Source organism: Bradyrhizobium sp. 154 (assembly GCF_023073875.1).
Classification (GTDB): domain Bacteria; phylum Pseudomonadota; class Alphaproteobacteria; order Rhizobiales; family Xanthobacteraceae; genus Bradyrhizobium.
On record NZ_JADPKG010000101.1, the window covers coordinates 292,644 to 318,784 of the forward strand.

Consider the following 26,141-nt stretch of genomic DNA (forward strand, 5'->3'; position numbering starts at 1 on the left):
TCTAGCTCCGCCGCATCCAGAGGCCGCCGATGATTAGACCGCCGCCATTGACGAACGCCATCCAGAGCGGAAACGCCTCACCGATGTAGAAGAAGCCGATCAACGTCAGCGCCGAAATGCCGAGACCAATCGCAACGAAGGCGTAACCGAACCAGAGACCCGCCAGCGCGTAGAACAGCATGAAGTAGAGCGGCCAGAACGCACCCAACTGGCGTGGCCCGAAATGGCCGATCACATTGGTACAGAGATAACCGAAGGCGAAGAACAACACGAACACCAGGAGCAGCCTGATGCCGAAGGCCGCACCATGCGGGTGATGTGGTGGATTGAACAAGCGAAGCGCAACCAGACCGCCGACGCCCATGACGTCTACGGCAACCCAGGCATAGACTGCGTAGACCGGCCAGAGCCAGGTCACGACATTCCCTGCAAAGACCAACACGCCCCACCACACGGCAGCGATGCTCGCCAGGTCATAGAGCTGCGATTGCTTCACGCGCCGGACGATGTCGTCGATATCGGCCAGCGCCGCGGACGCCTCCTTGCTGTCGATCATGACTGCCCTGCCCCGCGCGTCGCCACATCTTCGGCGATCGCGGAGACGGCCTTTGGATTGGTGACGATGCCCATGTGGTTGATGCCGTCGATGATCTTGACGTCAACCGATGGCTTCACCGCCTGCACGGCTTCCGCATATTTGTCCGAGATCATCATTTCGTCCTCGGCGCCGCCGAAGATCGTGATCGGGCGTGTCGTTGCCGGTAGATCGATGCGGTAGCCGCGCGTCGCGAAATTGCGCATCAGGCGGTCGGAATAGGTCGAGGTGAGGTATTTCGCCGAACTCGCCGGCACGGCCAAGGCCAGCACCGGAAGCTGCGAACAGCAGTCGATCCCGAGCCTGCGCAGCGCGGTCAGGCCGAGGAAGCGTGGGAGGTCCATGTTGGCCCAGCCGCCGGCCTTCGGCCTGTTGGTCGGCGCGTCATAGCCGAGATAGGGCGCGAGCAGCACGGTGCGGACGAACATGTCCTGCATGATCGGTGTCGCGGCAACGCGCAGCGAGAAGCCGGCGCCGGCGGAATGGCCGATCAGGATCAGCGGCAGATCAGGTGCGTTCCTGCGGACATGAGCGACGAAGTCGACGAGGTCGTCTTCGAGCTGGCCGACATAGCCGATGTCGCCGCGCGTGCCGGAGCCGCCATGGCCGCGGATGTCCAGCGCCCAGGTCTCCACCCCGCGCGCGGCGATCGCATGGGTCAGCGCGTGATTGACGGTGCCGCTGGAGCCGGAGGAGCCATGGATGAAAATCGCGCCGCGGCCCGTCTCCGGGCCTTTCGGCGCATAGTGGCGATAACCGATCCAGGTGCCATCGCGGGCCTGAAAGCGTTCGAGCGGTGGCAACGTGGACCAGTCGATGCCTTTGGCTGAATCCGAGACCGATCGCATCTCGGGCGGCCGCTCCAGCGGCGTTGCGATCATGGCGCCCAGGATCAGCGCCACGCCGCCGACGGCACACAAGGCCCATTTCAGGCCGGTCAAAACGCCGCGCAGCAGCCGGATCGCCATGGCTCATCTCCCGAAACTCATCAAACAATAGATAACTCTATATCACAGAGTACTCTCCCGATCAATATCCGGATTGGCGCCGGGGCGCGAAAATCCTTAACGTCGGGTCTGACCCCAAAATGCCGAATCGTTTGCTAGATGCCGCCTGCGGAACAACTGCTCAACGCGCCCGAATTCACCGTCTCCGAGCTCTCGCTGTCCCTGAAGCGGACGGTCGAGGACGCCTTTGGCCATGTCCGGGTCCGCGGCGAGATCTCCGGCTTTCGCGGGGCGCACTCCTCCGGCCATTGCTATTTCGCGCTCAAGGACGAGAGCGCCAAGATCGAGGCGGTGATCTGGAAGGGCGTGCACAGCCGCATGCGGTTCAAGCCCCAGGAGGGGCTCGAGGTCATCGCCACCGGCAAGCTCACCACCTATCCGGGCTCTTCCAAATACCAGATCGTCATCGAGGCGCTGGAGCCGGCCGGCATCGGCGCGCTGATGGCGCTGATGGAGGAGCGCAAGAAGAAGCTCGCCGCCGAAGGCTTGTTCGACGAGGCCCGCAAGCAGCTGCTGCCCTGGCTGCCGGAGGTGATCGGCGTCGTGACGTCGCCGACCGGCGCGGTCATCCGCGACATCCTGCATCGGCTGGAGGATCGCTTTCCGCGCCGCGTGCTGGTGTGGCCGGTCAAGGTGCAGGGCGAAGGCTCGGCCGAGCAGGTCGCGGCCGCGATCCGCGGCTTCAACGCGCTGCCCGAAGGCGGCAGGATTCCGCGACCCGATGTCCTGATCGTCGCGCGCGGCGGCGGCTCGCTGGAGGATCTCTGGTCGTTCAACGAGGAGATCGTGGTGCGCGCGGCGGCCGACAGCATGATCCCGCTGATCTCGGCGGTCGGGCACGAGACCGACATCACGCTGATCGATTTCGTCGCCGACAAGCGCGCGCCGACGCCGACGGCGGCGGCCGAGATGGCGGTGCCGGTGCGCAGCGACTTGTTCGTCGAGGTCGCCGATCTCGCCCGCCGCACCCGCGCCTGCTGGCAGCGCGGCCATGAAAACCGCCGCAACGAGCTGCGCGCGGCCGCGCGCGCGCTGCCGGCGGCCGGCGACCTGCTCGCGATCCCGCGGCAGCGGCTGGACTCGGCGGGCGCGTCCCTGCCCCGTGGCCTCAAGGCCAACACGCACGCGCATTTCCGCAGGTTTACGGCCGCCAGCGCCAAGCTGACGCTGCGGGTGCTGCACGGCCAGATCGCGCAGGCCGATCACCGCCTCACTGTTTGCGGCGAGCGGCTCGGCCTCTCCGCGCGCTCGCTGCTGCGGCGGCGGCGCGACCACTTTGCCGGGCTCGAGCTTCGCCTGCGCGCCTCAAAGCTCTCCAACGCGCAGGCCCAGCGCAACGCGATTCTCCGCCAGCGCGAGCGCACGCATCGGCTGTCCGAGCGCGCGCAACGCGCGCTCGTCACCCTGCTGCAACGGCTCGATGCGCGTGTCGCGAACAGCGGCAAGCTGCTCTCCGCGCTATCCTACCGCAGCGTGCTCGCGCGCGGCTTTGCATTGGTGCGCGATGAAACCGGCCACCCCCTGCATGCGGCCGACAGCGTCGGACCGAATGCGCGGCTCGAGATCGAATTTGCCGATGGCCGCGTGGCCGCGACTGCGGATGCGGACCGCCCGGCGCCTGCGGCGAAGCGCGCCCCGGCGCAACAGAAGCCGGCCGCACAGGAGACAAAGCCCGCGCCGAAGCGCGTGGCCAAACCGGTGGATCAGGGTAGCCTATTTTAGGCGCGGGTCTCGGTGTCATTCCCCGCGGATGCGGGGAAGCCAGTACGCCGCGGCTTGTCGGTGAATCACAGACGTCTCGGCGTACTGGGGCGCCCAAGCCGGGCGATGACAGAGAGTGTGTAGGAACCAGCGTAGCCACAAGCTCGTCATTGCGAGGAGCGAAGCGACGAAGCAATCCAGAATCCCTCCGTGGAGAGACTCTGGATTGCTTCGCTGCGCTCGCAATGACGGAGCATGTGGAGGTATTACGGCTCTACCTACACGACAACCCCGCGTCGATCGTGGTCCAGAAGCCGCAATGTTCCGGCACGAGCTGTGGCGCGCCGGCGTGGGCTTCAAACAGGAAGATCGCGACGGTGAAGACGATCAGGGCGGAGGCGAACAGGACGATACGGCTACGCATATGACACGCGTTTAGTCGACATCGTGGTCGAATGATGGCATGGCCATGTGCTGAAAAACGGCGCCGCGCGCGATCCGTAGATGCCGGTCGGCCATCATGGTCCGTACAGGGCGGTGGTCGATGCGACGCTGTCCGCCTGATGTTGTTCCTCGGGCGGCCCCGCTTCCAGATTTGTGGTCCGCATGAGCGCCGCGATCTGCGGGACCGACCTCCCCGAATGTCGCTTCGCTCGTTCGGGCTACGGCGCCGCGATCACCGCGCCAGCCATTCCGCGACGTCCTTCTGCGATTCCGCGCGGGCCTGCATATCGGTGCCGAGATGACCATGCTCGGGCGCGGCTACGTCGGTGCCGCCGGCGGCTGCGTGCAGTGGCGTGTTGGCGCGGTCGAAATCGTGATAAGCGCCGGGATAGACCACGATGCGCGCAAGCGCGCTGCGGCCGCGCGCGCCATCCACCATCTGGCGGCAGGCCGGCGGCGACGAGACGTCGTCATTGGCGCCGATCAGCACCAGGGTCGGCACCCGCGTGCTCCAGCCGAGGCCGGCGGAGATCCGGCAATCGGGATAGAAGGCGACCGCGGCACGGAAATCCGGGTCCAGATCGCGGGCGGCACTCTGCGGCCGCACCGCCCAGAGCAGCGCGCTGGCGCCGTTGGCCCAGCCGATCAGGCTGACGCGGTCGCGCGCCACCCAGTTCTGCTTCATCAGCCAGGCGCGTGACGCCGCGATGTCGGTGACGCGTTCACGGCGCGCCTTAACGTGCATCTCCTTGACGCGACATTGCGGCCCGAGCTCGCGCGAGCCGTAGCTGTCAGGCAGCAGCACCGCATTGCCGGCCCTCAGCAGCCGCTCCGCCCAGTCGCGATAGCGCGGCAGGACGGAATCGGAATGGCCACTGAGCCCGCCGCAGCCGTGCAGCGCGATCACGGCCGGAAAAGGCCCCTCGCCCTCGGGCTTGTAGAGCTGCGCATGCAGGACGCCCGACGACAGCGGGATGTCGACCTGCTGCGGCACCGGCGCGGCGTGCGCGGCCGACGTCAGGAGCGTCAGGAACAGGGCGGTCAGTCGAAGGCGCATCGGACCCTGCGTCAAGATCCTTCGTCCAAGCACTATCACGCGGAAACGGCGCCAAAACATCACAAACCGGTGGGTTTACCGGGCGGACAAGCCACCCTATCTATGCTACATCCAGCCCGACACATTATGCCCTCCAAGGTTTTCCACGGAGAGGCCTTCCACGGAGACTTTCGACCGTGCTGAACAAGTTCGGCCCCTCGGGCCATGGCGAAGCGCAGGTGCAATATCTTGACGGCGATTTCCGCGTGATCTCGCCGGGCACCTATGTGCGTTGTGCCATCACCGACGCGCGCATCCCGCTCGACGAACTGAAGTACTGGAGTGTGGATCTGCAAGAAGCCTACGCCACGCCTGCCGCCGTGCTCCAGCGGCATTTCCCCGGCGTGCCGAAGCCGCAGGCCTAAGGCCCCGCCCGCGCGTCTATTGCTGCTCCCGGCCATCCGCGCCCACACACGTCTTGATGAAAGTCTTGCGGGCCTCGCCGACGATCTTCTGATCAACCGCCTGCTTGAGGCAGTCGACCCGCGCCTGCGCCATGCAGAGCTGCATCTGGTCGCGTTTGTCCTGTCCCTTCAGATTTTGCGCCGTGGCGAGGCACGTGACGCGCTTGGTCGCGGGAACCGGCACCGCACTTGTCGGATTCGCCGGAGCGGCGGCAGGCGGCGGCGAGGAGGTCTGAGCAAGCGCGGGCAAAACCGGCAGACATGCGAGGCTGGCGACAAAGATCGCGGATCGCAATTTCATCGAATTCTCCTGATCGGAGCTATATCGATAGCGCACGGCCATGAATGTCGGCTGAATGTCAGCTGATGTCTAAAATTGTCTCGCTCCCGTTGGGCCTCATTTAAGTCGGTCTGCACCACATTGTGGCGGGAAAAAGTGGCAGGCGGGCAGAAGCGCATGGACCCTCGGAGACTTTGCAGCCGTTCGTTCGATGCATCATCGTGCCCAGCGGATCATGCTCGTCGGCGCGGACGCACGATTAGCCTGCTTCAACGATTCGCCCGAGATCAGTCGGGCAGCTATGTGCTCATTTCGGCGCTGCTGATGCCGGTCCTGGTCGGCACCGCGGGCCTCGGCACGGAAGTCGGCTGGTGGTACTACAAACACAAGAATATGCAGAGCGCGGCTGACTCGGGCGCGGTCAGCGCTGCGACAGCGGCGAGTGCGGGCACCGACCCCTTGTCCGAAGCCAAGGCGGTGACGGCAAACTACGGTTACGCGAACGGGTCGAACAACGTCACGGTCACGGTGAACCAGCCACCGAAGACAGGCAATCATGCTTCGAATTCGCAGGCCATCGAAGTCATCGTGAGTCAGCCGCAGCAGCGGCTGCTATCAGCCTTGTTCGGCTCGGATCCTGTGCTCATAACCGCACGCTCTGTCGCCCTGCCAAATTCCGGGACAGGCTGCGTACTTGCGCTCAACTCGAGCGCAAGTCCCGCCGTCAACGTCAGCGGCGGCAACCAGCTCAACCTGATCAAGTGCAACCTTTACAGCAACTCGAGTGCAAGTCCCTCGCTCAACGTTGCCGGCAGCGCCTCCGTCGCTGCAAATCAGGTCGGAGTGGTTGGCGACGTCTCCGGCGCGAGCAGCATCACGGCGAGCAACGGTATCAAGACGCACATATCGCCCGTCGCCGACCCCTACGCCAACGTTTCTCCCCCCGCGAGGCCGAGTTGCACCAACGCCAAGATTACGGTCAACGCCAACGGAAAAACGAACTCGCTCGACCCCGGCTGCTACATGGGCAGCATTACGGTCAATGCCGGCGCAGTCCTGAATCTGAGTCCAGGCATCTATTATCTGGACGGGGCCAACTTGAGCGTCGCTGGAAACGCCACAATCGCGGGCAGCGGCGTGACCCTGGTGTTTACAGGCTCGGGAAGCGACTGGGGCACCGCTTCGATCGGCAGCAACGCGACCATCAACCTGACGGCACCAACCAGCGGCCCCACGAAAGGCATCGTCATGTACGGCGACCGCAATATGCCGGCCGGGACTGCTTTCAATCTCACCGGTGGCAGCACACAGAATTTCGGCGGCGCCATCTATCTGCCAAAGGCCAATCTCAGCTTCAGCGGCGGCAACGGCACGAGCACATCCTGCACCAAGATCATCGCGGACACGCTGACGTTCAGCGGCACGTCGAACCTCCAGGTCAATTGCACCGCGCTCGGCACCGCGACCATAGGTTCGCAAACCGCACAGCTCATCGAATGAGGTTTGGGTCAATGCAAATTCAGAGCGTCTCATCCAGGCGCCGTCGTCGGTTGCTTGATTCTCTAACAGGGCACGTGCGCGCTGCTGTCAGCGACAAACGCGGCGTTGCGGCCGCCGAATTCGGCATCTTGATCCCGGTGCTGTCCCTGATGGTCGTTTCCGTAACGGACATCGGGCTTGCACTGTATCGCAAGATGCAGGTCGAAAATGCCGCACAAGCGGGAGCGCAATACGCAATTGCGCGCGGCTTTAACGCGAGCGGCATTTCGAACGCCGTAAGAAGTGCCACCAGCGCCACGGACATCACCGCCTCACCTCCGCCGGTCCAATTTTGCGGATGCCCAACGAGTGCAGGTGTCAGCACTGTCACCTGCGGGACGGTTTGCACCGGCGGCGCGCAGGCTGGAACGTATACGACGGTCTCGGCGCGGGCGACGTACTATACCATCATCGATTACCAGATTGTGGCGGCCACATACACTTACAGCGCGCAATCCACTGCGAGGCTGCAGTGAAACTCGCGGCACTATGGCAAGACAATCGAGGCGCATCCGCGCTGGAATTTGCGCTGACCGCTCCGGCGTTCTTCCTGTTCATATTTGGGATCATCGAATGCGGGCTGCTGTTCTGGACTCAGCTGGGAATCCAGCATGGGAGCGAAATGGCAGCGCGTTGCGCAACCGTCAACAGCACGCTCTGCCCAAGCAGCAGTGCCATCACCAGTTACGCTGCGCAGCAGGCGTTCGGCCTCACGCTCCCTGCGGAGACATTCACCTTTTCTGCGTCAGCATGCGGCAACGAGGTCAGCGCGAGTTATGCATTCACGTTCCCGCAGATTCTCAACCTCTCTCCGGTGACGCTGACCGCCCGGGCATGCTTTCCGAGTTGAGGTCGTGGGAGACAAGAGCGCAGCCACCTGCAACAGGGGCGCAGCTTCTCGCGCGACTTGGGATGGAGACGATGTGCGCGCGCACCTGAACCGCGATTCCCGCAGCCGAAATGATTTTCGCCGTACGATCCGCGTTGCATCAAAGATTACTTGCACTCCGTGGCTCGTCATTTCACGCTGTAGTTGGATTCTTTGTCGCAAATCGGCGCTCTTAAGTTGTTTGACGAAGTCTTGGTGAAACAATGGGCTGCTATATTGCGTGTTAGGTAATTAGCCCTGCTCCTTTTATCGCGCAGACAATCAAGTCAGCCAAACGGCGATCGAGCTTTGGAACTGGCGCAGTCTGTGAACGGGCTCATATCGAAGAGTCTCCGGCGGGCTACGATCACCTCGAAAAATGCGCGGTGGAATATCTGTAAATCAAATTCAAACGATGGGGGTGAATCATGCCCACCATATTGGACCTGCTCTATCGTGAATATTGCCGCGCCCGCCTCGCTGAAATGCGGAAGCAGCTTCTGATCTCAGCCGAACGCTCTGAAGCTCTCGAAGCGCACAATCATCCTGCAGCTCAGGGTGAGGATGAGAGGACGGACGCGCAGCGCAAAATCGGTTGCGGCGTGCCGAATTGAAGCGGCCGAGGACCGGCGATCTCTCCCGCGTGCAGTGACCAAGCACTTGGCAACAGATTGGGAGGAAGCAATGAATACACCCGAATGCTATACTGTCATGGTAGCCTGTGCCTCATGCCTGACCATTGTCGGGTTAATGGCCGTCGGGGTGTGGTGAGCATGACTGAATGCTGAACGGCGGTCGCAGGCCGTTACCAAGGCCGCTGGCAAGCAGGTTCGGTCGGCGTATGGCGCCGAACCCAGCACGATGCCCTCGGCTTGCAAACTTGATTGTTGCTGTGACGTGAACGTTGCCGCCGCTTGGTGCCGCGGCGGCTTCGCTTCAGATCCGGATGTCAGCTTCCAGGCGGGGCATACGAAGAACGCAGCCTTGCCGCGTTCTGGCGGACCTGCTTGATCTCGTCCTGCGTGAACAGCCGAGTCAGTTTCACGTTCTGCAGGGTGCCCGCCGCGACGGTCAGGCCGGAAATGGCCGGAGCGGCACTCGGGTCAGGCACGTCGAAAATCACCAAAACGCCGGGGCCGTCGGCCGCAACGCTGTACATCGAGATCAGCCTTCCGCCGGCCGCTTCGATGAGTTTTCGAGCCGCCTCCTGGCGATCGGTCGTGGGATTTTCCAGAATGGCCTCGAGGGAGCGTGATGTGTATTGTCCGGTGAGGCAAAAATGCATGGCATGTTCTCCTCTGTGCTCTTGGAATCTGCTCTCTGTGCTCTTGGCAATAACTTGCCTTGCCGCGAACTGGTCGTTGCGGCCGTCGTATCTGAAATGATGAAGGTAGGGCCCGCCGTGGGCATAAACGCCGCCGATGATTGCCGGGAGTTCGGCACGTCCCGGTGACGGCTCTCATGAAAGGCTATATCAGGTCCCAAACGTGCGGAAGAGAATTCGTCAGCCGCGACACTTCGCTTTTGGCGCTACGGCAGAGACGCTGGCCTAACGTGTGAGATCAACGTGTGCTGAACCGCCGCTCGCGCGCCCTGTACAGGTGGTCGCTGATCACTTCCTGCAGCTTTGCCGGATCGTCGAACTCAAGTTGCACGGCGAACGCCACGATGCCCTCGGGCACGCCCTCACGGCCGCGCAGACGCGCGAGATCCTTTTCCGTGGTCACCAGCGTGAGCTGCTCGCGCCGGGCCTGCACCGCGAGTGCGGCGAGCTCGTCATCCGAGAACATGTGGTGATCGGCAAACCGGCGCGTGCGTGCGACGTCGATGCCGCTGGCGCGCAAGCCGCGGAAGAAGCGCTCGGGATCGCCGATGCCGGCGAAGGCGAAAACCCGCTTGCCAAGGAGCTGCGCGAGCGAGGCCGCATTCGGCTTCAGCCGTGCGCGCAGCTCCGGCTTGTCGCGCTTGGCAAGCTCGGCCGCGACATCGTTCGCGGCACGCCCGTCGCCGATCAGGACCAGCGCATCGGTGCGCGCGAGCTGCGCCTGCAGTGGCGCGCGCAGGGGACCGGCGGGAAACACCTTGCCGTTGCCGAGGCCGCGCTCGCTGTCGATCACGATCAGCGAGGCGTCCTTGTGCAGACGCGGGTTCTGGAAGCCGTCGTCCATCAGGATCACGGTGGCGCCTTGCGACTTCGCCAGCGCGACGCCCTCGAGGCGATCACGCGCGACCGCGACGGGGACCTCGCGCGCCAGCATCAGCGGCTCGTCGCCGACGTCGGAAGCGGTGTGACGCGCCCGGTCGACCATAATCGGACCTTTCAGGCGTCCGCCATAGCCGCGGCTGAGCACCACCGGGATCTCACTGAGCTCGCGCAGTAGCTTGGTCAACGCCAGCACGGTCGGCGTCTTGCCGGCACCGCCGACATGGTAGTTGCCGACGCAGATCACGGGAATGCCGGCGTCAAAGCCCTGGCGCGCCATGCGACGCGCAGTGATCGCGCCGTAGAGCGCACCCAGAGGACTGAGGACATGCGACTGCGGGGAGCGTGGCCGGTACCAGAAGGCCGGCTCACGCATTGGCGGCTCCCATCTCGATCCGCAGTTGCAACAGGTAGGGCTCGAGTGCCGCCATGGTGCGATCGAGCGCGCCGCCGAGCTGCTCGACCACGCCCGCGCCGGCGCGCTGCATCTTGTCGCGCGCGGTGGGATCGGCCAGCAATTGGCCGAGCTGCTTGACCAGCGCTTCCTGCGTGTCGACCTGGCGCGCCCCGCCGCGCCCGTCGAGCGTCTCGTAGACATCGGCGAAATTGAAGACGTGCGGACCATGGATGATGGCGGCACCGAGCTTGATCGCCTCGATCGGGTTCTGGCCGCCATGATGGATCAGCGATCCGCCCATGAAGACGATCGGCGAAAGGCGATAGAACAGGCCGAGCTCGCCCATGGTGTCGGCGACATAGAGGTCGGTCGTCGCCGCCGGCAGCTCCTCGCGCGAGCGCAATGCCGGCTTGAGGCCCGAGGCGGTGATCAGACCCGCGATCGAGGAGCCGCGGTCCGGATGGCGCGGCACGATCACGGTCAGAAGCTGCGGGAAGAAGCCGGCGAGGCTTCGATGCGCCGCGATCAGCATCTCGTCTTCGCCCGGATGGGTCGAGGCCGCGACGATGATCGGCCGCCCGCGCGTCATCGCCATCAGCCGCTCAAGCCTGGCGGGATCGGCCGGCGGCGCCGGGACGTCGAGCTTGAGATTGCCGGTGGTGAGGACGTCGCGGCCGCCGAGCGCGGCAAAGCGCTCGGCATCCGTCTTCGATTGTGCCAGACAAATGTCGAACCGGGAAAGCAGCGCCGAGATGGTGCCGTGCATGCGCCGCCAGCGCGGGAACGAGCGCGGCGACATCCGCCCGTTGATCAGCACCATCGGCACGCGGCGCGCCGCGCCGGCGAGGATCAGGTTGGGCCACAGGTCGGATTCGATGAACAGCGCCAGCGACGGCTTCCAATGATCGAGGAAGCGCGCGACGTAGCGCGGGGAATCATACGGCACGTATTGATGGATGACGTCGGGCGGGAAGCGCTTCGCCACCACGGCCGCCGAGGTGACGGTGCCGGAGGTGAGCAGGATGCGCAGATTGAGATCGCGCAGCCGCTCGATCAGCGCTGCCGCAGCCAGAACCTCGCCGACGCTGGCGCCGTGGATCCACACCAGCGGGCCATGTGGCCGCACGTCCCGCGACAAGCCCCGCCGCTCGCTGACGCGCGCGGGATCCTCCTTGCCCTGTTTCAACCGCCGCTTGATCAGCGCGGGCGCGAGCGGCACCAGGCCGGAGGCCAGGCGCTGATACATTCGCAGCGTCATCGGCAGCGGGTCAGGCATCTTCCGGTCCCGGGCGCCCGAGTTGCGCATAGGCGCGGCGGGTCGCCTCGTTCAACGTCTCCTCCAGCTCCAGCCGAAGCGCTTCCATGGTTGCGGCGTCGGCATCCGGTGGAACGTGGATTTCCTTGATGCCGACCAATGCGCCTCGCCCGAATGGCAAATTGATGGTGGTGCGGTCCCAGTTCTTGAGCCGGATGAAGCGGCTGGTCGCCATTGCGAAAGGCATGATCGGCCGCCCCGATTCCCGTGCCAGCATGATGATGCCGAGCCCGGCCACGCGCGAGCGTTTGGGGACATCGGCGGTCAGCGCGACATTACAACCGTCCTGGAGCGTCCGCACCATTTCCTTGAAGGCGCCGACCCCGCCCTTGCGGTGGAAGGCGCCGCCGTGATCGCCGGAACCACGGATGGTGCCGATCCCGAGCCGCTCGGCGGCGATCGCATTGAACTCGCCGTCGCGATGACGGGAGATCAGCACCTTGGCGCGGTACCAATCCTTGTTCTTGATGAAGGGGGTGAGGAAATGCTGGCCGTGCCAGAAGGCGAAGATCGCCGGGATCTGCGGCTCGACGCGGTCATAGACGTCAGGCGGATCGAACCTGAACTTGTTGGTCCGCCAGACCAGACGCAGATATTCAGCCGCCAGGACCCCGACGGCACGCTGAATAAAGCTGCTTCGCAGCGTATTGCGAAGCAGTTTTTTCAACGCGCCGGTTCTTGATTGGGGTCGAGCAGGCGGTGGAGATGGACGATGAAATAGCGCATCTGCGCGTTGTCGACCGTGCTCTGCGCCTTGGCTCGCCAGGCCGCGTGCGCGGTGGCGTAGTTCGGATAGAGGCCGACGATGTCGACGTCGTCGAGGTTCTTGAAGGTGTTGTGCTCGAGATCGACGAGCTCGCCACCGATGACGAGATGAAGCAGTTGTTGCGGGGCACTATCTGGCATGGGTTCTCTTCCTAACGGGCTGCCCGGCAAAGCAGTGTTCGACAAGCACGACGAAGCGCTTAGGGCAAGGGGCGGTTTCGAAAATGCGCGACAATGCCCGCATGACGATCGCGTCCCGCTGCCACCAGCACCCCGTGCGCCACTTCCCGGCGGTTATAGAGGATGGGTTCTCCGGAGAGGTCACTCATCTTACCACCCGCTTCCTGCACGATCAAATCGGCCGCCGCAAGGTCCCAATCATGGCTGTTGCCGCCCGCAAAGGCCGCATCCAGCGCGCCATCGGCGACCCGGCACAGACGCAGCGCGAGCGAGCCGATTCGCGGATGCAGCTTGATCTCACCGCCCGTGGCATTGAGCCGCTCGACCAGCGGCTTCGGGCCGGCGACGCGCGCGAAGTCGAACTCGGACCCGGACGTCGCCCGCACCGGCGCCCCGTTCAGCGTCGTGCCCTGGCCGCGGACCGCGAAGAAGAATTCATCGCGCGCCGGTGCGAACACCGCGGCAAGCACCGGTGAGGTATCCTCGACCAGCGCGACGCTCACGCACCAATCGTCATGACCGCCCAGATAATTGCGCGTGCCGTCGATGGGATCGACGATCCAGGTCAGTCGCCGCGACAGCCGTGCCGCATCGTCGGCACTTTCCTCGGACAGCCAGCCATAGTCAGGCGTCGCAGCGCGCAAGCGCGTTTCGAGCAGATTGTTGACCGCGATGTCGGCTTCCGACACCGGCGAGGATGCCCCCTTGATCCACTTCTTCAGCTCGGTGCGGAACATCGACTGCGCCAGCGCGCCCGCGTCCCGCACCGCGTCCTTCAGCAGCGCCGCATCGCGTGTCAGGATGGTCGCGTCTGGGGATTGCGCGTCAGCGTCCGCCAAGCGTCAAACCCTCGATGCGCACCGTCGGCGCATTGATGCCGTAGCGGAATTCGAGATTGTTCGCCGGCTGCATTGACTTGAAGATCTCGAATAGATGTCCGGCGATCGTCACCTCGCTGACGGGATAGGTGATCTCGCCGTTCTCGATCCAGAAGCCGGAGGCGCCGCGGCTGTAATCGCCGGTGACGCCGTTGACGCCGGAGCCGATCAGGTCGGTGACGTAGAAGCCCTGCTTGATGTCCGCGATCAGCTCGGCCGGCGTCGGCGTGCCGGCCTCGAGATGCAGGTTGTACGGCCCGGGCGACGGCGAGGAGGAGACGCCGCGATGGGCGTGGCCGGTGGTGGTGAGGCCGAGCTCGCGCGCGGTGGCGCAGTCGAGCAGCCAGGTCGTCAGCACGCCCTCGTCGACCAGCGCGATCTTCCTCACCGCGACGCCTTCGGCGTCAAACGTCTGCGAGCGCAGGCCGCGCTTGCGCAAGGGATCGTCGACGATGCGAATGTTCTTCGCGAACAGCTGCTGGCCGAGCTTGTCCTTCAAGAAACTGGTCTTGCGCGCGATCGAGGCGCCGTTGATGGCGCCGACGAGATGGCCGACCAGGGAGCCCGCAACGCGCGGATCGAACACGACGGGCACCTTGCAGGTCTCGACCTTGCGCGGATTGTAGCGCGCCACCGTGCGCTCGCCGGCGGACCGGCCGACGGTTTCCGGCGACAACAAATCGGCGCCGTGTGGCGCCGAGGTGAAGTCGTAGTCGCGCTCCATGCTGGTGCCTTCGCCCGATATGGCGGTGGCGGAAATGCCCTGGCTGGAGCGTAGGTAAGAGCCGTGGAAGCCGGTAGAGGTGACGAGCACCATGCCGCCGATGCCGGCGGAAGCCGAGGCGCCGCCGGATTTGGTCACCCCCTTCACGCCGAGCGCCGCAGCTTCGGCCGCAAGCGCGCGGCGCTCGAGCTCTGAGGTCGTAGGCAGGTCGGGATCGAGCAGGTCGAGATCGGGGAAGTCGCGCGCGAGCAGCGCGGGATCGGCTAGGCCGACATATTTGTCGTCGGGCGCAACACGCGCCATCGCCACCGCGCGTTCGGCGAGCTTGGTCACGGCATCGCCGCTGACGTCGTTGGTCGAGACCACCGCCTGGCGCTGGCCGACCAGCACGCGCAGGCCGACATCGTCGCCCTCGGACCGCTCGGATTCCTCGACGCGGCCGTCGCGCACCTCGACGCCCTGCGAGACGCCGCGTACTGCGACGGCATCGGCTGCATCAGCGCCGGCGCGCTTGGCGGCCTCGACCAGCCGCTGCGCGAGATCGGAGAGCGCGGACTGATCGAACAGGTCGCGATGGGCCTGCGACGACATTTGGGTCGAAAGCGTCGAGCTTGCGGATGGTGAAGAGTTCACGAACGAAATCCTGTTGGGGCGGGTTCGGGACCGGAACCCACAGATGTGCCCTGATAGCGCGGACTTCAAGCATTTTCAGCCCGCCAAAAGCTCAGATTCGCAGCTCTCGCGCAACGTCTCGTCAATCATGCGCGCCAAGGTCTTGTCAATCATGAGCAGCAGTGACGGTGGGTTAACCAGCCTTTTTAAGCGGTTTCGGAAAGGCGCGCGCTAAGGTCCTCGCATCGACCGGGAACATAATCCCGGCGGGGAGAACTAAAGCCGTGAGGCGTCAAACAGCAACATGCGGGGTCGCTCCCGCCGGGTCGAGCCGCTCCTTGCGGCTCGACCCTCTTTCCCTTCCGGTCCGCTTCGATGCGCACGATCCGCGCGCCGACGGACATGTCAGGCAGATCGAGCTTCATCGCGAGCGTGTCGTGCTGCGCCGTGCCGTTCGCGGCATGCAGATGGCCATCAACGTCCGTGTCAGCGACTTCACCGGCGTCGCGCTGCGCGGCAATGACGAGGTGCAGACCCTCGTCCTCGTGCATCGCGATCCCTCGCTCTCCATTCCGCTGCTGGTCGGCGCCGAGGCCGACGAGATCGCGCAAGCCTGGGCGATCTGGAGCGAGATCTTCGCGCTTCCGCAGCTCGACGAAGGCGCACGCAAACCCGCGCCGCGCCGCCGTCGCGCCAACGCGATCCGCGCCCGCCGCCCGAAATTCTTGATGCGCCGGCGCACCGGCATCGCGCGCGAACTCACCGTGCATCAGGGCGAACGCGAGATCATTGCAAGGGATTGAGTGGCAACTACGCCGCCCGCATTGCCGCGTCGGCGAGTAATCCTGCAAATAGCAACAGCCCCGCATCGCGGTTCGACTTGAACAGGCGCAGGCACAGTTCGGGATCATCGATCCTCAGCCGCACGATCTGCCACGCCAGATGCACGGCGAAGGCCGCAAGGCCGAGCCAGGCCAGCCAGCCCGCATCGCCTGAAGCCAGCGCGACGCCGATCAGCATCACCGCAAAGCCATAGAACAGGATCAGCGCCTGGTGCGTATGCGCGCCGAACAGGCGCGCGGTGGATTTGATGCCGATCAGCGCGTCGTCCTCGGCGTCCTGATGCGCGTAGATCGTGTCATAGCCGATCACCCATGAAATCGCGCCGGCATAGAGCACGAGCGCGGTGACGTCGATGCGTCCGAAGGTGACGGCAAATCCCATCAGGGCGCCCCAGGAGAAGGCCAGCCCGAGCACGATCTGCGGCCACCAGGTGATGCGCTTCATGAAGGGGTAGATCGCGACGATCAAGAGCGAGGCGATGCCGGTCAGCACCGCGAAGCGGTTGAACTGCAACAGCACCACGAGACCGATCAGCGCCTGTGCGACCATGAAGAGCAGCGCCTGCTTCGTGGTCACCTGCCCTGACGGCAGCGGCCGCGAGCGGGTGCGCTCGACCTTGTCATCGAGGTCGCGGTCGGTGATGTCGTTCCAGGTGCAGCCGGCTCCGCGCATCACGAAGGCGCCGATGAAGAACAGCACGATGGTGAGCGGCAGGCCGCGGATCTCGTGCGCCATGCCGGCGGCGAGCGCCGCCGACCACCAGCACGGCATCAACAGCAGCCAGGAGCCGATCGGACGGTCGAAGCGGGACAAGCGCAAATAAGGCCGCGCCCATTGCGGCGCGAGCGTATCGACCCAGTTGCCTGTAGAGTCGGCAACGCGGGCGGATGTATCGCTCATCGGGTCAGGACGTTGCCGTTGAGCGTATCGAAGGTGCTGCCGCCCTTCTTGCCGGCATTGGCTTCCGGCGCCGAGCCCGAACCCAGCACCTCGCTCAGCGACGGGCCGGCCGGGCGCGCCTGCTGCTGCTGCATCTGCTGCGCGACCATGCAGACCTTCTTCTGCATGGCCTCGGTGTTCTTGTGGCCGGTCTTCATCTGCTCGCCGATCTGCGGCGGGATTCCGCATTTGGCGGCGTGGGACTCGATGTACTTGATCATTTTCAGCTCAGCCTGGCTGAAGTTGCCGATCAGCTTGCACGCCTCGTCCGGCGGCGCATGACGGTCGCTCGCGGCCTTGATCAGCTTGCCGCGCTTCTCGGCTTCCTCGCGGAGCGGAATGAAGGCCTTCATGCAGTCCTCGCCGGGACCGCCTTGCGTCGGCGGAGCTGCGCTGAAAGCGCCGGCACCGCCGATCGGCGCGGCGCCGTTGACGGGAAAGGATGATTGCGGCGCCGTGCCGACGGAGGCAACGGGTGCCGAGCCGTTCACGGGCGGAAAGGCGGAGCTGGTGGCGGCCTGGTTTGGCAGCGGTGCCGGGAACGCGCTTTGCGCATTAGCGCCCGCAGCACCCATGGCGACCATGGCGGCGGCAGTGATCGGGACCATCAGGCGACGGATCATGAAGGCAGTCTCTCCGGCAGGAGCTTACGGGTTCGGCGTCTTCCAATCGAAGCGCAACCAGCGTGTTCGCGTTTTTACGATTCCCGCCGGGGCTTAACAACCCGTTGAATAGGGCAAGAGCGCGGCGCGGAGACGCACCAATTCGTCGATATTTACCCCCAAAAATACTGGTTTCGGTTAAGAACGGCGGCAAATTGGACCTTTGAACCATGCCTTCCCACGATTTTCGCGCCCCTCGCCTGTTCGTCGACGCCCCCCTCGCCCAAGACGCCAGGGTGCAGCTCGACCGCGACCAGAGCAATTATCTGGGCAACGTGCTCCGGCTGCCCGCCGGGGCCGAGGTTTTGGCGTTCAACGGCCGGGACGGCGAGTGGCAGGCTGCCATCGAAGGCCGCAAACGGCCGGATGGCCTTGTGATCCTTCAGCAGACCCGGCTTCAGGACGGGCTGCCTGACGTGGCCTACGTGTTCGCCCCGCTCAAGCATGCCCGGCTGGATTACATGGTCCAGAAGGCCATCGAGATGGGCGCCGCCAGGCTCCAGCCGGTCCTAACCCGGTTCACCCAGGCCTCCCGGGTCAACACCGAGCGAATGCGCGCCAACGTCGTCGAGGCCGCCGAGCAATGCGGTATCCTCAGCATCGCCTCGGTGGCCGAGCCGGTGCCGCTGGAGCGGTACCTCAGCCAGCGCGCCGCAGACCGCCTGCTCATCTTCTGCGATGAGGCGGCCGCGGTTGCAAACCCCGTTCAGAGCCTGCAGAACGCACGCGAGGCCGGCAAAGGTATCGACGTGCTGATCGGCCCAGAAGGGGGCTTTGCCGAGGAGGAACGGGCGCTGCTGCTGCGGCAGCCGAAAATCCTGCAGCTGGCGCTCGGCCCGCGGATCATGCGGGCCGACACCGCCGCGGTGGCGGCCCTGGCGCTGGTGCAGGCGGTGCTGGGCGATTGGGGCAAGTCCACCTAATCCGGGGAATTGCCCACCCGTTAAGCGATTGATCCTTTGGAGGTCGAAACCGCATTCGGGCCATGCTAAGGGCTGCGCCAATTCCCGTCCCTTCCCTTGCCTGCCCGGTTCCACCGGGACGATGGACCTCTATTATGACCGCGACCGCCACCTCAAATGCTGCCGGCTCCGCCGCCTGGGCGGATACGCTGCTGTTGTCGTTCGCGCAGGCGGGCTATGTCAGGGCCGAGCCCGCCATCCTGCAACCGGCCGAGCCGTTCCTGGACCTCTCGGGCGAAGACATCCGCAAGAGCCTGTACCTGACCACGGACCTCTCGGGCGAGGAGCTCTGTCTGCGCCCGGACCTGACCATTCCGGTGGCGCGCGATTACCTCGCCTCTGGCCGTGCCGGCCAAGCGGCCGGGTTCAGCTATCTCGGCCCGGTGTTCCGATACCGCGGCGGCCAGGCCAGCGAGTTTCTCCAGGCCGGCATCGAGTCCTTCGGCCGCCAGGACCGCGCCGCGGCGGATGCCGAGATGCTGGCGCTGGCCCTGGAGGCAACTGCCGCCTTCGGTGTCGGCGACGTCGAGATCCGCACCGGTGACGTCGCGCTGTTCAATGCCCTGCTCGACGCGCTCGATCTCTATCCGGTCTGGCGCCGCCGCCTGGTCAAGGATTTCAACCGCAAGATCAGCCTGGAGCAGGATCTGGAGCGGCTGGCGGCCGCGGCCACCGCGACCCGCAGCGAATATGAGGGCGTGCTCGCTGCGCTGGCCGGCTCGGACCGCAAGGCGGCGCTCGCCTTCGTCACCGATTTGATGTCGATCGCCGGCACCACCAATGTCGGCGGCCGTACCACAGCCGAGATTGCCGACCGCTTCCTCGAGCAATCGACCCTCAAGGGTGGCGCGTTGCCGCGCGAGGCGATCACCGTGCTCAAACGCTTCCTGTCGATCGCAGGCAATCCCGACGATGCCGTCGCAAAGCTGCGTGCACTGACCGCCGATGCCAAGCTCGATCTCACGGCTGCGATCGACCAGTTCGAGAGCCGGGTCGGCTTCATGGCGGCGCGCGGCATCGACGTGAAGCTGACGCGTTTCTCGACCGCGTTCGGCCGCGGGCTCGACTATTACACCGGCTTCGAGTTCGAATTGCATCACAGAGGTAATGGCGCCGAGCCGCTGGTCGCCGGTGGCCGCTATGACGGGCTGATGACCCAGCTCGGCTCCGTGCAGCCAATTCCCGCGGTCGGCTTCTCGGTCTGGGTGGACGCGCTGACCAAGATCGGCCGCAAGGTGGGGGCTTAAGTCATGAGCGCGCCATTCGTTCTGGCCGTTCCTTCCAAGGGCCGCCTTCAGGAAAACACGGAAGCCTTCTTCGCCCGCGCCGGGCTCAAGCTGTCGAAGGCCGGCGGTGCCCGCGACTATCGCGGCGCCATCGCGGGTCTCGACAATGTCGAGGTCGCCTATCTCTCGGCGAGCGAGATCGCCTCGCAACTCTCCCGCGGTTTTGCGCATCTCGGCGTCACCGGGGAAGACCTGGTGCGCGAGAACATCGCGGACGCCGACAAGCGCGTGTCACTGATCGAGGGGCTCGGCTTCGGCTATGCCGACGTCGTCGTCGCGGTGCCGCAGGCCTGGATCGACGTCCGCACCATGGCCGACCTCGACGACGTGACCACCGGCTTCCGCGAGCAACATCACATGCGGATGCGGGTCGCGACCAAGTTCGTCAATCTGACCCGCGCCTTCTTCCAGAGCCACGGCATCACCGACTACCGCATCGTCGAAAGCGCCGGCGCCACCGAAGGCGCGCCCGCGGCGGGCAGCGCCGAGCTGATCGTCGACATCACTACGACCGGTGCGACGCTCGCCGCCAATGGCTTGCGGGTGCTCGACGACGGCGTGATCCTGCGCAGCCAGGCCAATCTGGTCGCCTCCAAAGAGGCCGACTGGTCGTTGCAGGCACGCGAGACTGCGCGCGTCATCCTCGATCACATTGCGGCGCGAGCCCGCGCCAACAAGTACCGCGAGGTCCGCACCCGCTTTCGGCAATGCGACGCCGCCCTGCTCGGCGAGGCCCACAGCCGGTTCGGCGTCGCGGCCCCGTTTGGCGGACCGACCTCGTCAGGCATGCTGACGCTGCACTGCCCCCCGGACCAACTCTATGCGCTGGCGAGCTTCCTGCGCGAGCATGGCGCCGAGACCGTCTCGGTGGTTTCGCTCGACTACGTGTTCGACCGGGAGAACCCGCTGTTCGCCAAGCTCGAGGCCTTTCTGGGGCGGTGAGCCTCTGTTTCGTTCAGCGTAGCGACAGCAAACCGCAGCTAACATATGCTGTTGATAAGACCTAACGCCTTGGAACCTTGATCGATGACGCTGGGCTCTGACGTTTCCGGCATGACGACCACCGCGGCCAGCGCCGCCGCGAAGGGACTCTCGATTGTCGTCCCCGTCTACAATGAGGCGGCGGGCCTCGCCGCCCTGCACCAGCGGATCTGCGAACTCGCGAAGACCTTGCGGCAGCGCTATCGCCTGGCCTGCGAGGTCGTCTATGTCGACGACGGCAGCGCGGATGCGACGCTGTCGATCGCCCGCAGCCTGCCGGCTGACGCAATCGGCGTCCAGGTGGTCTCGCTGTCGCGCAATTTCGGCAAGGAGGCGGCGCTGATGGCCGGCCTCGACCATGCCCGGCTCGGCGCCGTCATGTTCATGGACGGCGACGGCCAGCATCCGCCGGCCCTGGTCGAGCAGCTGGTGCGGCACTGGATCGATGACGGCTACGACGTCGTCTATACCGCCAAGGCGCATCGCGACAACGAAAGCTTCCTGCGCCGGCTCGCCGTGCACGGCTTCTACGCCCTGATCAATTGGGGCGCGCGGCAGAAGATTCCCGAGGACGCCGGCGATTTCCGCCTGCTCTCGCCGCGGGCGGTTGCAGCGCTGAGACAGCTGCCGGAGCGCAACCGCTTCTTCAAGGGACTGGCCAGCTGGATCGGCTTTCGCCAGATCCGCGTCGACTACGAACCGGCGCCGCGCGCCCATGGCGCCACCACTTTCAACGCCGCACGCCTGCTCGGCCTGTCGATCGAGGGCCTGACCTCGTTCTCGGTCGCTCCCTTGCGCTTCGCCAGCCTGCTCGGCGTGGTGCTCGCCGGGATCGCCTTCCTGTTCGGCCTCTCGATCCTCTGGGAGGTGTTCACGACTGGCAAGCAGGTGCCCGGCTATCCCTCGCTCGTGGTCGGCCTGATGACCATCGGCGGCGTGCAGCTCATCATGATCGGCATCGTCGGCGAATATATCGGCAAGATCCTCTCCGAGCTAAAGGCGCGCCCGATCTACTTCGTCGCCGAGCACAGCGAAAAGCGCTTCGAGACCGACAACGCCGACGACGCTTCGAAGCGGACGGCGGCCGAATGAGCGCGGCCGCGAGTCTGCGGCGAATCTGGCTCTGCGCCGACGATTACGGTATCAGCGCGGGCGTCAATCGCGCCATCCGCGACCTGATCGAACGCGGCCGCCTCAACGCCACGTCGGTGATGATGGTGGGACCTGCGATCGCGCGCAGCGAGATCGAAGCGCTGGACGCGGCAGCCAAATCGAGCCCGCACTGCGCGATCGGCCTCCACGTGACGCTGTCGGCACCGTTCCGGCCGCTCACCATGCATTTCCGTCCACTCGACGGCGACATGTTCTTGGCCTTTCCGAAGCTGCTGCGCGCCGCACTGATGCGACGGCTCGACCGCGAATTCTTTCGCAACGAGGTGAAGGCGCAGCTCGCAGCTTTCATGGAAGCATTCGGACGTGCGCCCGACTTCGTCGATGGCCACCAGCACGTCCAGCTCTATCCGCAGGTGCGCGACGGCTTTGTCGATGCCGTTAGCGAGACCGCACCGAACGCGTGGGTACGCCAGGGCGGCCGCAACCTGCCGCTGGCGCGGCGGCTGGCGTCACCAAAGGCCATGGTGCTCGATATCCTCAGCGCCCAATTCCGCCGCCGCGCCGGCAGCGCCGGCCTCAGCTTCAATCCAGGCTTCGCCGGCGCTTACGACTTCACGCGGGCGGCCGATTTCGGCGCATTGATGCGGCAGTTCCTGGAAGGCCTCCCCGACGGTGGTCTCGTGATGTGCCATCCCGGATTCGTCGATGACGTCCTTGTTGGCCTCGACCCGATGACGGATGTGCGCGAACGCGAGCACGCTTATCTCGCCGGCGACGCATTCCCACGTCTGCTGGCGGACAGTGGGGTCACGCTGGGGTGAAATCGCCGAAACGGCCGTGCGAGGCAGCTTGTCGCATACCGAAATTTAATCCGGCCGGCACTGTTGGGGCCACAATGGAACCCTACATCTGCCTCGCGCTTGGTTTTGCGCGAAGGAGACAGATCATGACGCCGCAGGAACGCCAGCTCGTCGACGAGCTTTTCGACCGGCTTACCAAACTCGAAAATGCACCGCGCGATCCCGACGCGATCGCCGCGATCTCCGACGGCTTGCGCAAGGCACCCGGTGCGATCTACGCGCTGGTCCAGACCGTGCTGCTGCAGGACGAAGCGCTGAAGCGCGCCCACGGCCGCATCCAGGAGCTGGAAGCGGGGCAGGCGCCCGAGCAGGCGCAGTCCGGCGGCTTCCTAGATACCATGCGTGACACGCTATTCGGCGGTGGCTCGTCGCGCAGTTCTGTGCCGAACGTGCCGCCGCGCGATTCGCGGCCGGTCTGGAACAGCGGCCAGGCGATGCAGCAAGGCCAGCCGGGTTATGGTCAGCCGCCTTACGGACAGGCCTACGGCCAAGGTCCGGGTCAGGGCTATGGCGCGCCCCCTATCGGCGGTGGCGGCGGCTCGTTCCTCGGCACGGCGGCGGCGGCGGCAGCCGGCGTCGTCGGCGGCTCGCTGCTGCTCTCCAGCATCCGCGGCATGATGGGCGGACCGCATCAGCAGGCTTTTGGCGACACCAACGCCTTGGGCGACCGCAGCCCCTGGGGCGGCAGCGATCAGTCAGGCGGTTCGCTGGCGCGCGACGCGGGCCTCAACGACATCGGCTCGAATCACGACTCCCGCCAGGGCTTCTTCGACCAGGCGTCGAACGACCGGGACAACAACAACGATCAGACCTATGACGACGATCGCGACGACAACATGGATGTGGCCGACGACAGCGACTTCGGCGGTGGCGACGACGGCGGCAGCGATTACGCGTGAGCAATTCGCCCGATAGATGCGCAGCGGTCGCCTTTAGGCGGCCGTTTTCTTTTACCGGATAACTCAAGCGCCCTCGCTGCCACGTCGCACAGAGAATCCGATCGATACAATATGACTAATCCGCACGCTTGCTGCATTGCACGGAGCTAAACGTGGCCGGACGCGCCGAGTTCACCATGAAACACGAAATCGCCCTCTGACACGCGCGGCCGTAGACTCCCGGATTTCCAAATTTGGACATGGGTGTTCAACTTGAAGAACACGTTGCTCGTGCCACACACACCGACGTGGCTGCCTCTCTGGTTATAGTTGGGGTTTTTAGAAATGAGTCCACTTCAGCAGCGCATTGCAACCTTGACCGACGTGACAACGCATCTCATCACCGAATTGTATGAGTTGGAGGGACTGCACGAGCGTGTCAGGAAGGCGGAGCGGTCGGCGCGACGGTTGAACCGCTCCGCTCGCGCACCGCATTCCCATTCGTCAACTCGTCGCCGCCGCTCGCTTGCCCATCGTTTCGGGTCGACGCGTCACCGCCAGCGAGCATAGACCCTAGCTGAAGGCGTACGCCGACGGCACGCAACGCCTTCGATGCCGCGCATCGCGAGCTGGCGCGACACGCAGAGGTCGGCTCACATCGAGCGCATGACGTTCACATCACCACGACCTTGGTGCCGACATTGACGCGGCTATAGAGGTCGATGACGTCCTCGTTGCGCATGCGGATGCAGCCGGAGGAGACGTTGGTGCCGATGGTCCAGGGCTCGTTGGAGCCGTGAATGCGATAGAGCGTAGAGCCCAGATACATCGCGCGGGCGCCGAGCGGATTTTCCGGGCCGCCTTCCATATGCCGGGGCAGATCGGGGCGGCGCGCGAGCATTTCCGCCGGCGGCGTCCAGTCTGGCCATTCGCGCTTGGCCGTGATCGACTTCACGCCCGACCAGGTGAAGCCGGGACGACCCACACCGATACCGTAGCGCATTGCCCTGCCATTGCCCTCGACCAGATAGAGGAACTTGTTCGGCGTATCGACCAAGATCGTGCCGGGACTTTCCTTGCCGCTATAATCGACGAGTTGCTTCTCGAATTTCGGATCGAACGGACGCTGCCGCGGATCGACCGCGTCCTGCTGGACCGCACCTTGCAGAAGCGCGCCTTGCATCTGCGGCTCGCCCATCGGCGGCAGACGGCGCTGGTCGTAATAGGCCGGCTGCTGCTGATACACCGGCCGCTCGGGCGCGTAGGCCGGACCACGACCGGGACCGTCACCGAATAGAAACTCGATGAAGCCGCCGCCCATGTTCGAATTTGAGGCGACGCGCACTGGCGCCGGCGGCACTTGCGGGGCATAGAGCACCGCGGGCGGATCGTTCGGCACCCTGTTGTCGAAGGCGCTGGCGCTGTTTGCGCCCGCAATGACGGTGCAAGCGCTGCCGAGCAGCGCGACGGACATTTTCTTGAACATCGACGTACTCTGTACTGTTTCGTCTAGACCGCATGCCGTGGAGAGCTGGTGGCTGATCCGCGTCCCTCGGCGTGGTCAATAAAAAGCAAAAGCCGTTTTGTTTGGTAAACGGAAGCAGCCTTTGGATTCACCACATCGTCAAGCGCGGGGCAATTTGGCGATCAGCGTTTATTTTCGGTGAATGCAGCAAGGCCATGGTTAATCGCGTCCTTGCGCGGCGGCGCGCGACGCCGCGCATCGGTTCCTGCTGTGAACTTCGTGTTAAATCGCTTCTGCCTACAAAGACGCGTGAGTGAGGTGGGGGAGTACCTGATGGCTGTTCACCGCAAACGTTTCCGTGTCGAAGACATCGTCGGTGGCGAGATGCCGATTCTTGACGAAACCGAAGAGGCAATCCCGATGCACAGCGAGATCATGGCCGAGTTGCGAGCGATCCGCGCACAGATGGCGAAGGGCACTATTCCGCTGTCCGGCAGCGCCGCCATGGCGGCGATCGATGCCTCCACCACCCACGAGCTCTCCGAGGCCCGCACCATGCTCGAGACCTACCGGGCCCAGATCGAACAGTGCGAGAAGCTGAAGGTCGAGCTCGACCTCATCCACGACGCCATCGACCGCACCAAGCGCGAGATCGCGACGCTGCACGGCAAGAGCTTCGACGGCGGCGAAATGGCCAAGGTCAATGGCGAGCTTGGCGCGGTCGTCGGCGGCACCGAGCAGGCGACCCAGCAAATCCTCGAAGCCGCCGAGTCGATCGACCAGGCGGCCAGCGCGATGTCCAAGGTGCAATCGGCCGATCAGCAGAAGCGGCTCGCCGACGACATCCAGGAACGCGTCATCTCGATCTTCGAAGCCTGCAACTTCCAGGACCTGACCGGCCAGCGCATCAGCAAGGTCATGACCACGATGAAGTTCATCGAGCAGCACATCAATGCGATGATGGAGATCTGGGGCGGCGTCGACGCGATCAAGGCCCATGTGCCCGCGCATGTCGACAACCGCAGCGAGGACGAGAAGCTCCTCAACGGCCCGAAGCTCGCCGGCGACGTCGGCCACGCCTCGCAGGACGACATCGACGCGCTGTTCGACTGAGCGGACGCGAGGATATGAGAACGAGACGCCG

28 protein-coding genes are annotated in these 26,141 nt (G+C 64.9%); 13 read left to right on the top strand and 15 right to left on the bottom strand.

Features of this window, described 5'->3' with window-relative positions; all coding sequences use genetic code 11:
• Window position 1 precedes the first annotated feature (1 nt).
• Together IVA92_RS24125 and IVA92_RS24130 are read right to left on the bottom strand one after the other, a co-directional pair.
• Window positions 2-556 (bottom strand): hypothetical protein, encoded by a 555-nt coding sequence (locus tag IVA92_RS24125; protein WP_247277582.1) that lies wholly within the window; start codon window positions 554-556, stop codon window positions 2-4.
• Complete coding sequence (locus IVA92_RS24130) at window positions 553-1,563, bottom strand: alpha/beta hydrolase (protein ID WP_247277583.1); 1,011 nt, start codon at window positions 1,561-1,563, stop codon at window positions 553-555. Before IVA92_RS24130 ends, IVA92_RS24125 begins: the two co-directional genes overlap by 4 nt.
• Window positions 1,564-1,701: 138 nt before the next feature.
• Between IVA92_RS24130 and xseA the strand changes: the two genes are divergently transcribed.
• Window positions 1,702-3,324, top strand: a complete 1,623-nt coding sequence (gene xseA / locus IVA92_RS24135; RefSeq protein WP_247277584.1) for an exodeoxyribonuclease VII large subunit — start codon at window positions 1,702-1,704, stop codon at window positions 3,322-3,324.
• A 253-nt stretch (window positions 3,325-3,577) separates the two neighbouring features.
• On the opposite strand, the gene IVA92_RS24140 is transcribed toward xseA, so the two are convergent.
• Both IVA92_RS24140 and IVA92_RS24145 read right to left on the bottom strand, forming a co-directional pair.
• Window positions 3,578-3,727, bottom strand: coding sequence for a hypothetical protein (locus tag IVA92_RS24140; RefSeq protein WP_247277585.1), 150 nt, complete (start codon window positions 3,725-3,727; stop codon window positions 3,578-3,580).
• A 252-nt stretch (window positions 3,728-3,979) separates the two neighbouring features.
• Window positions 3,980-4,804: a dienelactone hydrolase family protein gene (locus IVA92_RS24145; protein WP_247277586.1), complete on the bottom strand. Its 825-nt coding sequence runs from the start codon at window positions 4,802-4,804 to the stop codon at window positions 3,980-3,982.
• 176 nt (window positions 4,805-4,980) lie between these two features.
• Between IVA92_RS24145 and IVA92_RS24150 the strand changes: the two genes are divergently transcribed.
• Window positions 4,981-5,208, top strand: a complete 228-nt coding sequence (locus tag IVA92_RS24150; protein WP_247277587.1) for a DUF2093 domain-containing protein — start codon at window positions 4,981-4,983, stop codon at window positions 5,206-5,208.
• 16 nt (window positions 5,209-5,224) lie between these two features.
• On the opposite strand, the gene IVA92_RS24155 is transcribed toward IVA92_RS24150, so the two are convergent.
• Window positions 5,225-5,548 carry a hypothetical protein gene (locus tag IVA92_RS24155; RefSeq protein ID WP_247277755.1) on the bottom strand — a complete coding sequence of 108 codons (324 nt, stop codon included), beginning with the start codon at window positions 5,546-5,548 and terminating at the stop codon, window positions 5,225-5,227.
• Window positions 5,549-5,704: 156 nt separating this feature from the next.
• Here IVA92_RS24155 and IVA92_RS24160 point away from each other — a divergent pair, with 156 nt between their 5' ends.
• Genes IVA92_RS24160 through IVA92_RS24170 form a run of 3 tightly spaced genes read left to right on the top strand, consistent with a single transcriptional unit; the run spans window position 5,705 to window position 7,916 of the window.
• Window positions 5,705-7,027 (top strand): pilus assembly protein TadG-related protein, encoded by a 1,323-nt coding sequence (locus tag IVA92_RS24160; RefSeq protein ID WP_256464546.1) that lies wholly within the window; start codon window positions 5,705-5,707, stop codon window positions 7,025-7,027.
• A gap of 11 nt (window positions 7,028-7,038) precedes the next feature.
• Complete coding sequence (locus IVA92_RS24165; protein ID WP_247277589.1) at window positions 7,039-7,542, top strand: TadE/TadG family type IV pilus assembly protein; 504 nt, start codon at window positions 7,039-7,041, stop codon at window positions 7,540-7,542.
• Window positions 7,539-7,916 (top strand): TadE/TadG family type IV pilus assembly protein, encoded by a 378-nt coding sequence (locus tag IVA92_RS24170; protein ID WP_247277590.1) that lies wholly within the window; start codon window positions 7,539-7,541, stop codon window positions 7,914-7,916. Before IVA92_RS24165 ends, IVA92_RS24170 begins: the two co-directional genes overlap by 4 nt.
• Before the next feature lie 967 nt (window positions 7,917-8,883).
• Here the strand turns inward: IVA92_RS24170 and IVA92_RS24175 are convergent.
• The 7 genes from IVA92_RS24175 to IVA92_RS24205 form a co-directional block, all read right to left on the bottom strand.
• Window positions 8,884-9,219 (bottom strand): GYD domain-containing protein, encoded by a 336-nt coding sequence (locus IVA92_RS24175; protein ID WP_247277591.1) that lies wholly within the window; start codon window positions 9,217-9,219, stop codon window positions 8,884-8,886.
• Between the two features lie 277 nt (window positions 9,220-9,496).
• Window positions 9,497-10,513 carry a tetraacyldisaccharide 4'-kinase gene (gene lpxK, locus IVA92_RS24180; RefSeq protein WP_247277592.1) on the bottom strand — a complete coding sequence of 339 codons (1,017 nt, stop codon included), beginning with the start codon at window positions 10,511-10,513 and terminating at the stop codon, window positions 9,497-9,499.
• Window positions 10,506-11,810 carry a 3-deoxy-D-manno-octulosonic acid transferase gene (locus IVA92_RS24185; protein WP_247277593.1) on the bottom strand — a complete coding sequence of 435 codons (1,305 nt, stop codon included), beginning with the start codon at window positions 11,808-11,810 and terminating at the stop codon, window positions 10,506-10,508. Before IVA92_RS24185 ends, lpxK begins: the two co-directional genes overlap by 8 nt.
• The gene (locus tag IVA92_RS24190) at window positions 11,803-12,516 is read right to left on the bottom strand and encodes a lysophospholipid acyltransferase family protein (RefSeq protein ID WP_247277594.1); all 714 of its coding nucleotides are present in this window, start codon (window positions 12,514-12,516) and stop codon (window positions 11,803-11,805) included. The genes IVA92_RS24185 and IVA92_RS24190 overlap by 8 nt, the downstream gene beginning before the upstream one ends.
• Window positions 12,513-12,755: a DUF4170 domain-containing protein gene (locus IVA92_RS24195; RefSeq protein ID WP_027575891.1), complete on the bottom strand. Its 243-nt coding sequence runs from the start codon at window positions 12,753-12,755 to the stop codon at window positions 12,513-12,515. Before IVA92_RS24195 ends, IVA92_RS24190 begins: the two co-directional genes overlap by 4 nt.
• Window positions 12,756-12,814: 59 nt before the next feature.
• Complete coding sequence (locus tag IVA92_RS24200) at window positions 12,815-13,633, bottom strand: 3'(2'),5'-bisphosphate nucleotidase CysQ (RefSeq protein WP_247277595.1); 819 nt, start codon at window positions 13,631-13,633, stop codon at window positions 12,815-12,817.
• Window positions 13,620-14,987, bottom strand: a complete 1,368-nt coding sequence (locus tag IVA92_RS24205; RefSeq protein ID WP_247277756.1) for a TldD/PmbA family protein — start codon at window positions 14,985-14,987, stop codon at window positions 13,620-13,622. Before IVA92_RS24205 ends, IVA92_RS24200 begins: the two co-directional genes overlap by 14 nt.
• 305 nt (window positions 14,988-15,292) lie before the next feature.
• On the opposite strand from IVA92_RS24205, the gene IVA92_RS24210 reads away from it, so the two are divergent.
• A complete protein-coding gene (locus tag IVA92_RS24210) occupies window positions 15,293-15,811 on the top strand; it encodes a DUF6101 family protein (protein ID WP_247277596.1) in 519 nt (172 codons plus the stop codon).
• 7 nt (window positions 15,812-15,818) lie between these two features.
• Here the strand turns inward: IVA92_RS24210 and ubiA are convergent, their stop codons facing one another.
• Together ubiA and IVA92_RS24220 are read right to left on the bottom strand one after the other, a co-directional pair.
• Complete coding sequence (gene ubiA, locus IVA92_RS24215) at window positions 15,819-16,751, bottom strand: 4-hydroxybenzoate octaprenyltransferase (RefSeq protein WP_247277597.1); 933 nt, start codon at window positions 16,749-16,751, stop codon at window positions 15,819-15,821.
• Complete coding sequence (locus IVA92_RS24220) at window positions 16,748-17,413, bottom strand: hypothetical protein (RefSeq protein WP_247277598.1); 666 nt, start codon at window positions 17,411-17,413, stop codon at window positions 16,748-16,750. The genes ubiA and IVA92_RS24220 overlap by 4 nt, the downstream gene beginning before the upstream one ends.
• Window positions 17,414-17,622: 209 nt before the next feature.
• On the opposite strand from IVA92_RS24220, the gene IVA92_RS24225 reads away from it, so the two are divergent.
• The 6 genes from IVA92_RS24225 (at window position 17,623) to IVA92_RS24250 (ending at window position 23,553) form a co-directional block, all read left to right on the top strand.
• The gene (locus IVA92_RS24225; RefSeq protein ID WP_247277599.1) at window positions 17,623-18,375 is read left to right on the top strand and encodes a 16S rRNA (uracil(1498)-N(3))-methyltransferase; all 753 of its coding nucleotides are present in this window, start codon (window positions 17,623-17,625) and stop codon (window positions 18,373-18,375) included.
• 134 nt (window positions 18,376-18,509) lie between these two features.
• Window positions 18,510-19,661 (top strand): ATP phosphoribosyltransferase regulatory subunit, encoded by a 1,152-nt coding sequence (locus IVA92_RS24230; RefSeq protein ID WP_247277600.1) that lies wholly within the window; start codon window positions 18,510-18,512, stop codon window positions 19,659-19,661.
• Between the two features lie 3 nt (window positions 19,662-19,664).
• Window positions 19,665-20,642: an ATP phosphoribosyltransferase gene (gene hisG, locus IVA92_RS24235; RefSeq protein ID WP_247277601.1), complete on the top strand. Its 978-nt coding sequence runs from the start codon at window positions 19,665-19,667 to the stop codon at window positions 20,640-20,642.
• Between the two features lie 84 nt (window positions 20,643-20,726).
• Entirely contained in the window at window positions 20,727-21,773 is a 1,047-nt protein-coding gene (locus IVA92_RS24240) for a glycosyltransferase family 2 protein (protein WP_247277602.1), read from the top strand.
• On the top strand, window positions 21,770-22,615 hold the full coding sequence (locus IVA92_RS24245; protein ID WP_247277603.1) for a ChbG/HpnK family deacetylase: 846 nt from the start codon (window positions 21,770-21,772) through the stop codon (window positions 22,613-22,615). Before IVA92_RS24240 ends, IVA92_RS24245 begins: the two co-directional genes overlap by 4 nt.
• 125 nt (window positions 22,616-22,740) lie before the next feature.
• A complete protein-coding gene (locus IVA92_RS24250; protein WP_247277604.1) occupies window positions 22,741-23,553 on the top strand; it encodes a DUF2076 domain-containing protein in 813 nt (270 codons plus the stop codon).
• Window positions 23,554-24,205: 652 nt separating this feature from the next.
• Here IVA92_RS24250 and IVA92_RS24255 read toward each other — a convergent pair.
• On the bottom strand, window positions 24,206-25,018 hold the full coding sequence (locus tag IVA92_RS24255) for a L,D-transpeptidase (protein WP_247277605.1): 813 nt from the start codon (window positions 25,016-25,018) through the stop codon (window positions 24,206-24,208).
• 312 nt (window positions 25,019-25,330) lie between these two features.
• Between IVA92_RS24255 and IVA92_RS24260 the strand changes: the two genes are divergently transcribed.
• Window positions 25,331-26,110, top strand: a complete 780-nt coding sequence (locus IVA92_RS24260) for a protein phosphatase CheZ (protein ID WP_247277606.1) — start codon at window positions 25,331-25,333, stop codon at window positions 26,108-26,110.
• The last annotated feature ends 31 nt before the right edge of the window (window positions 26,111-26,141 follow it).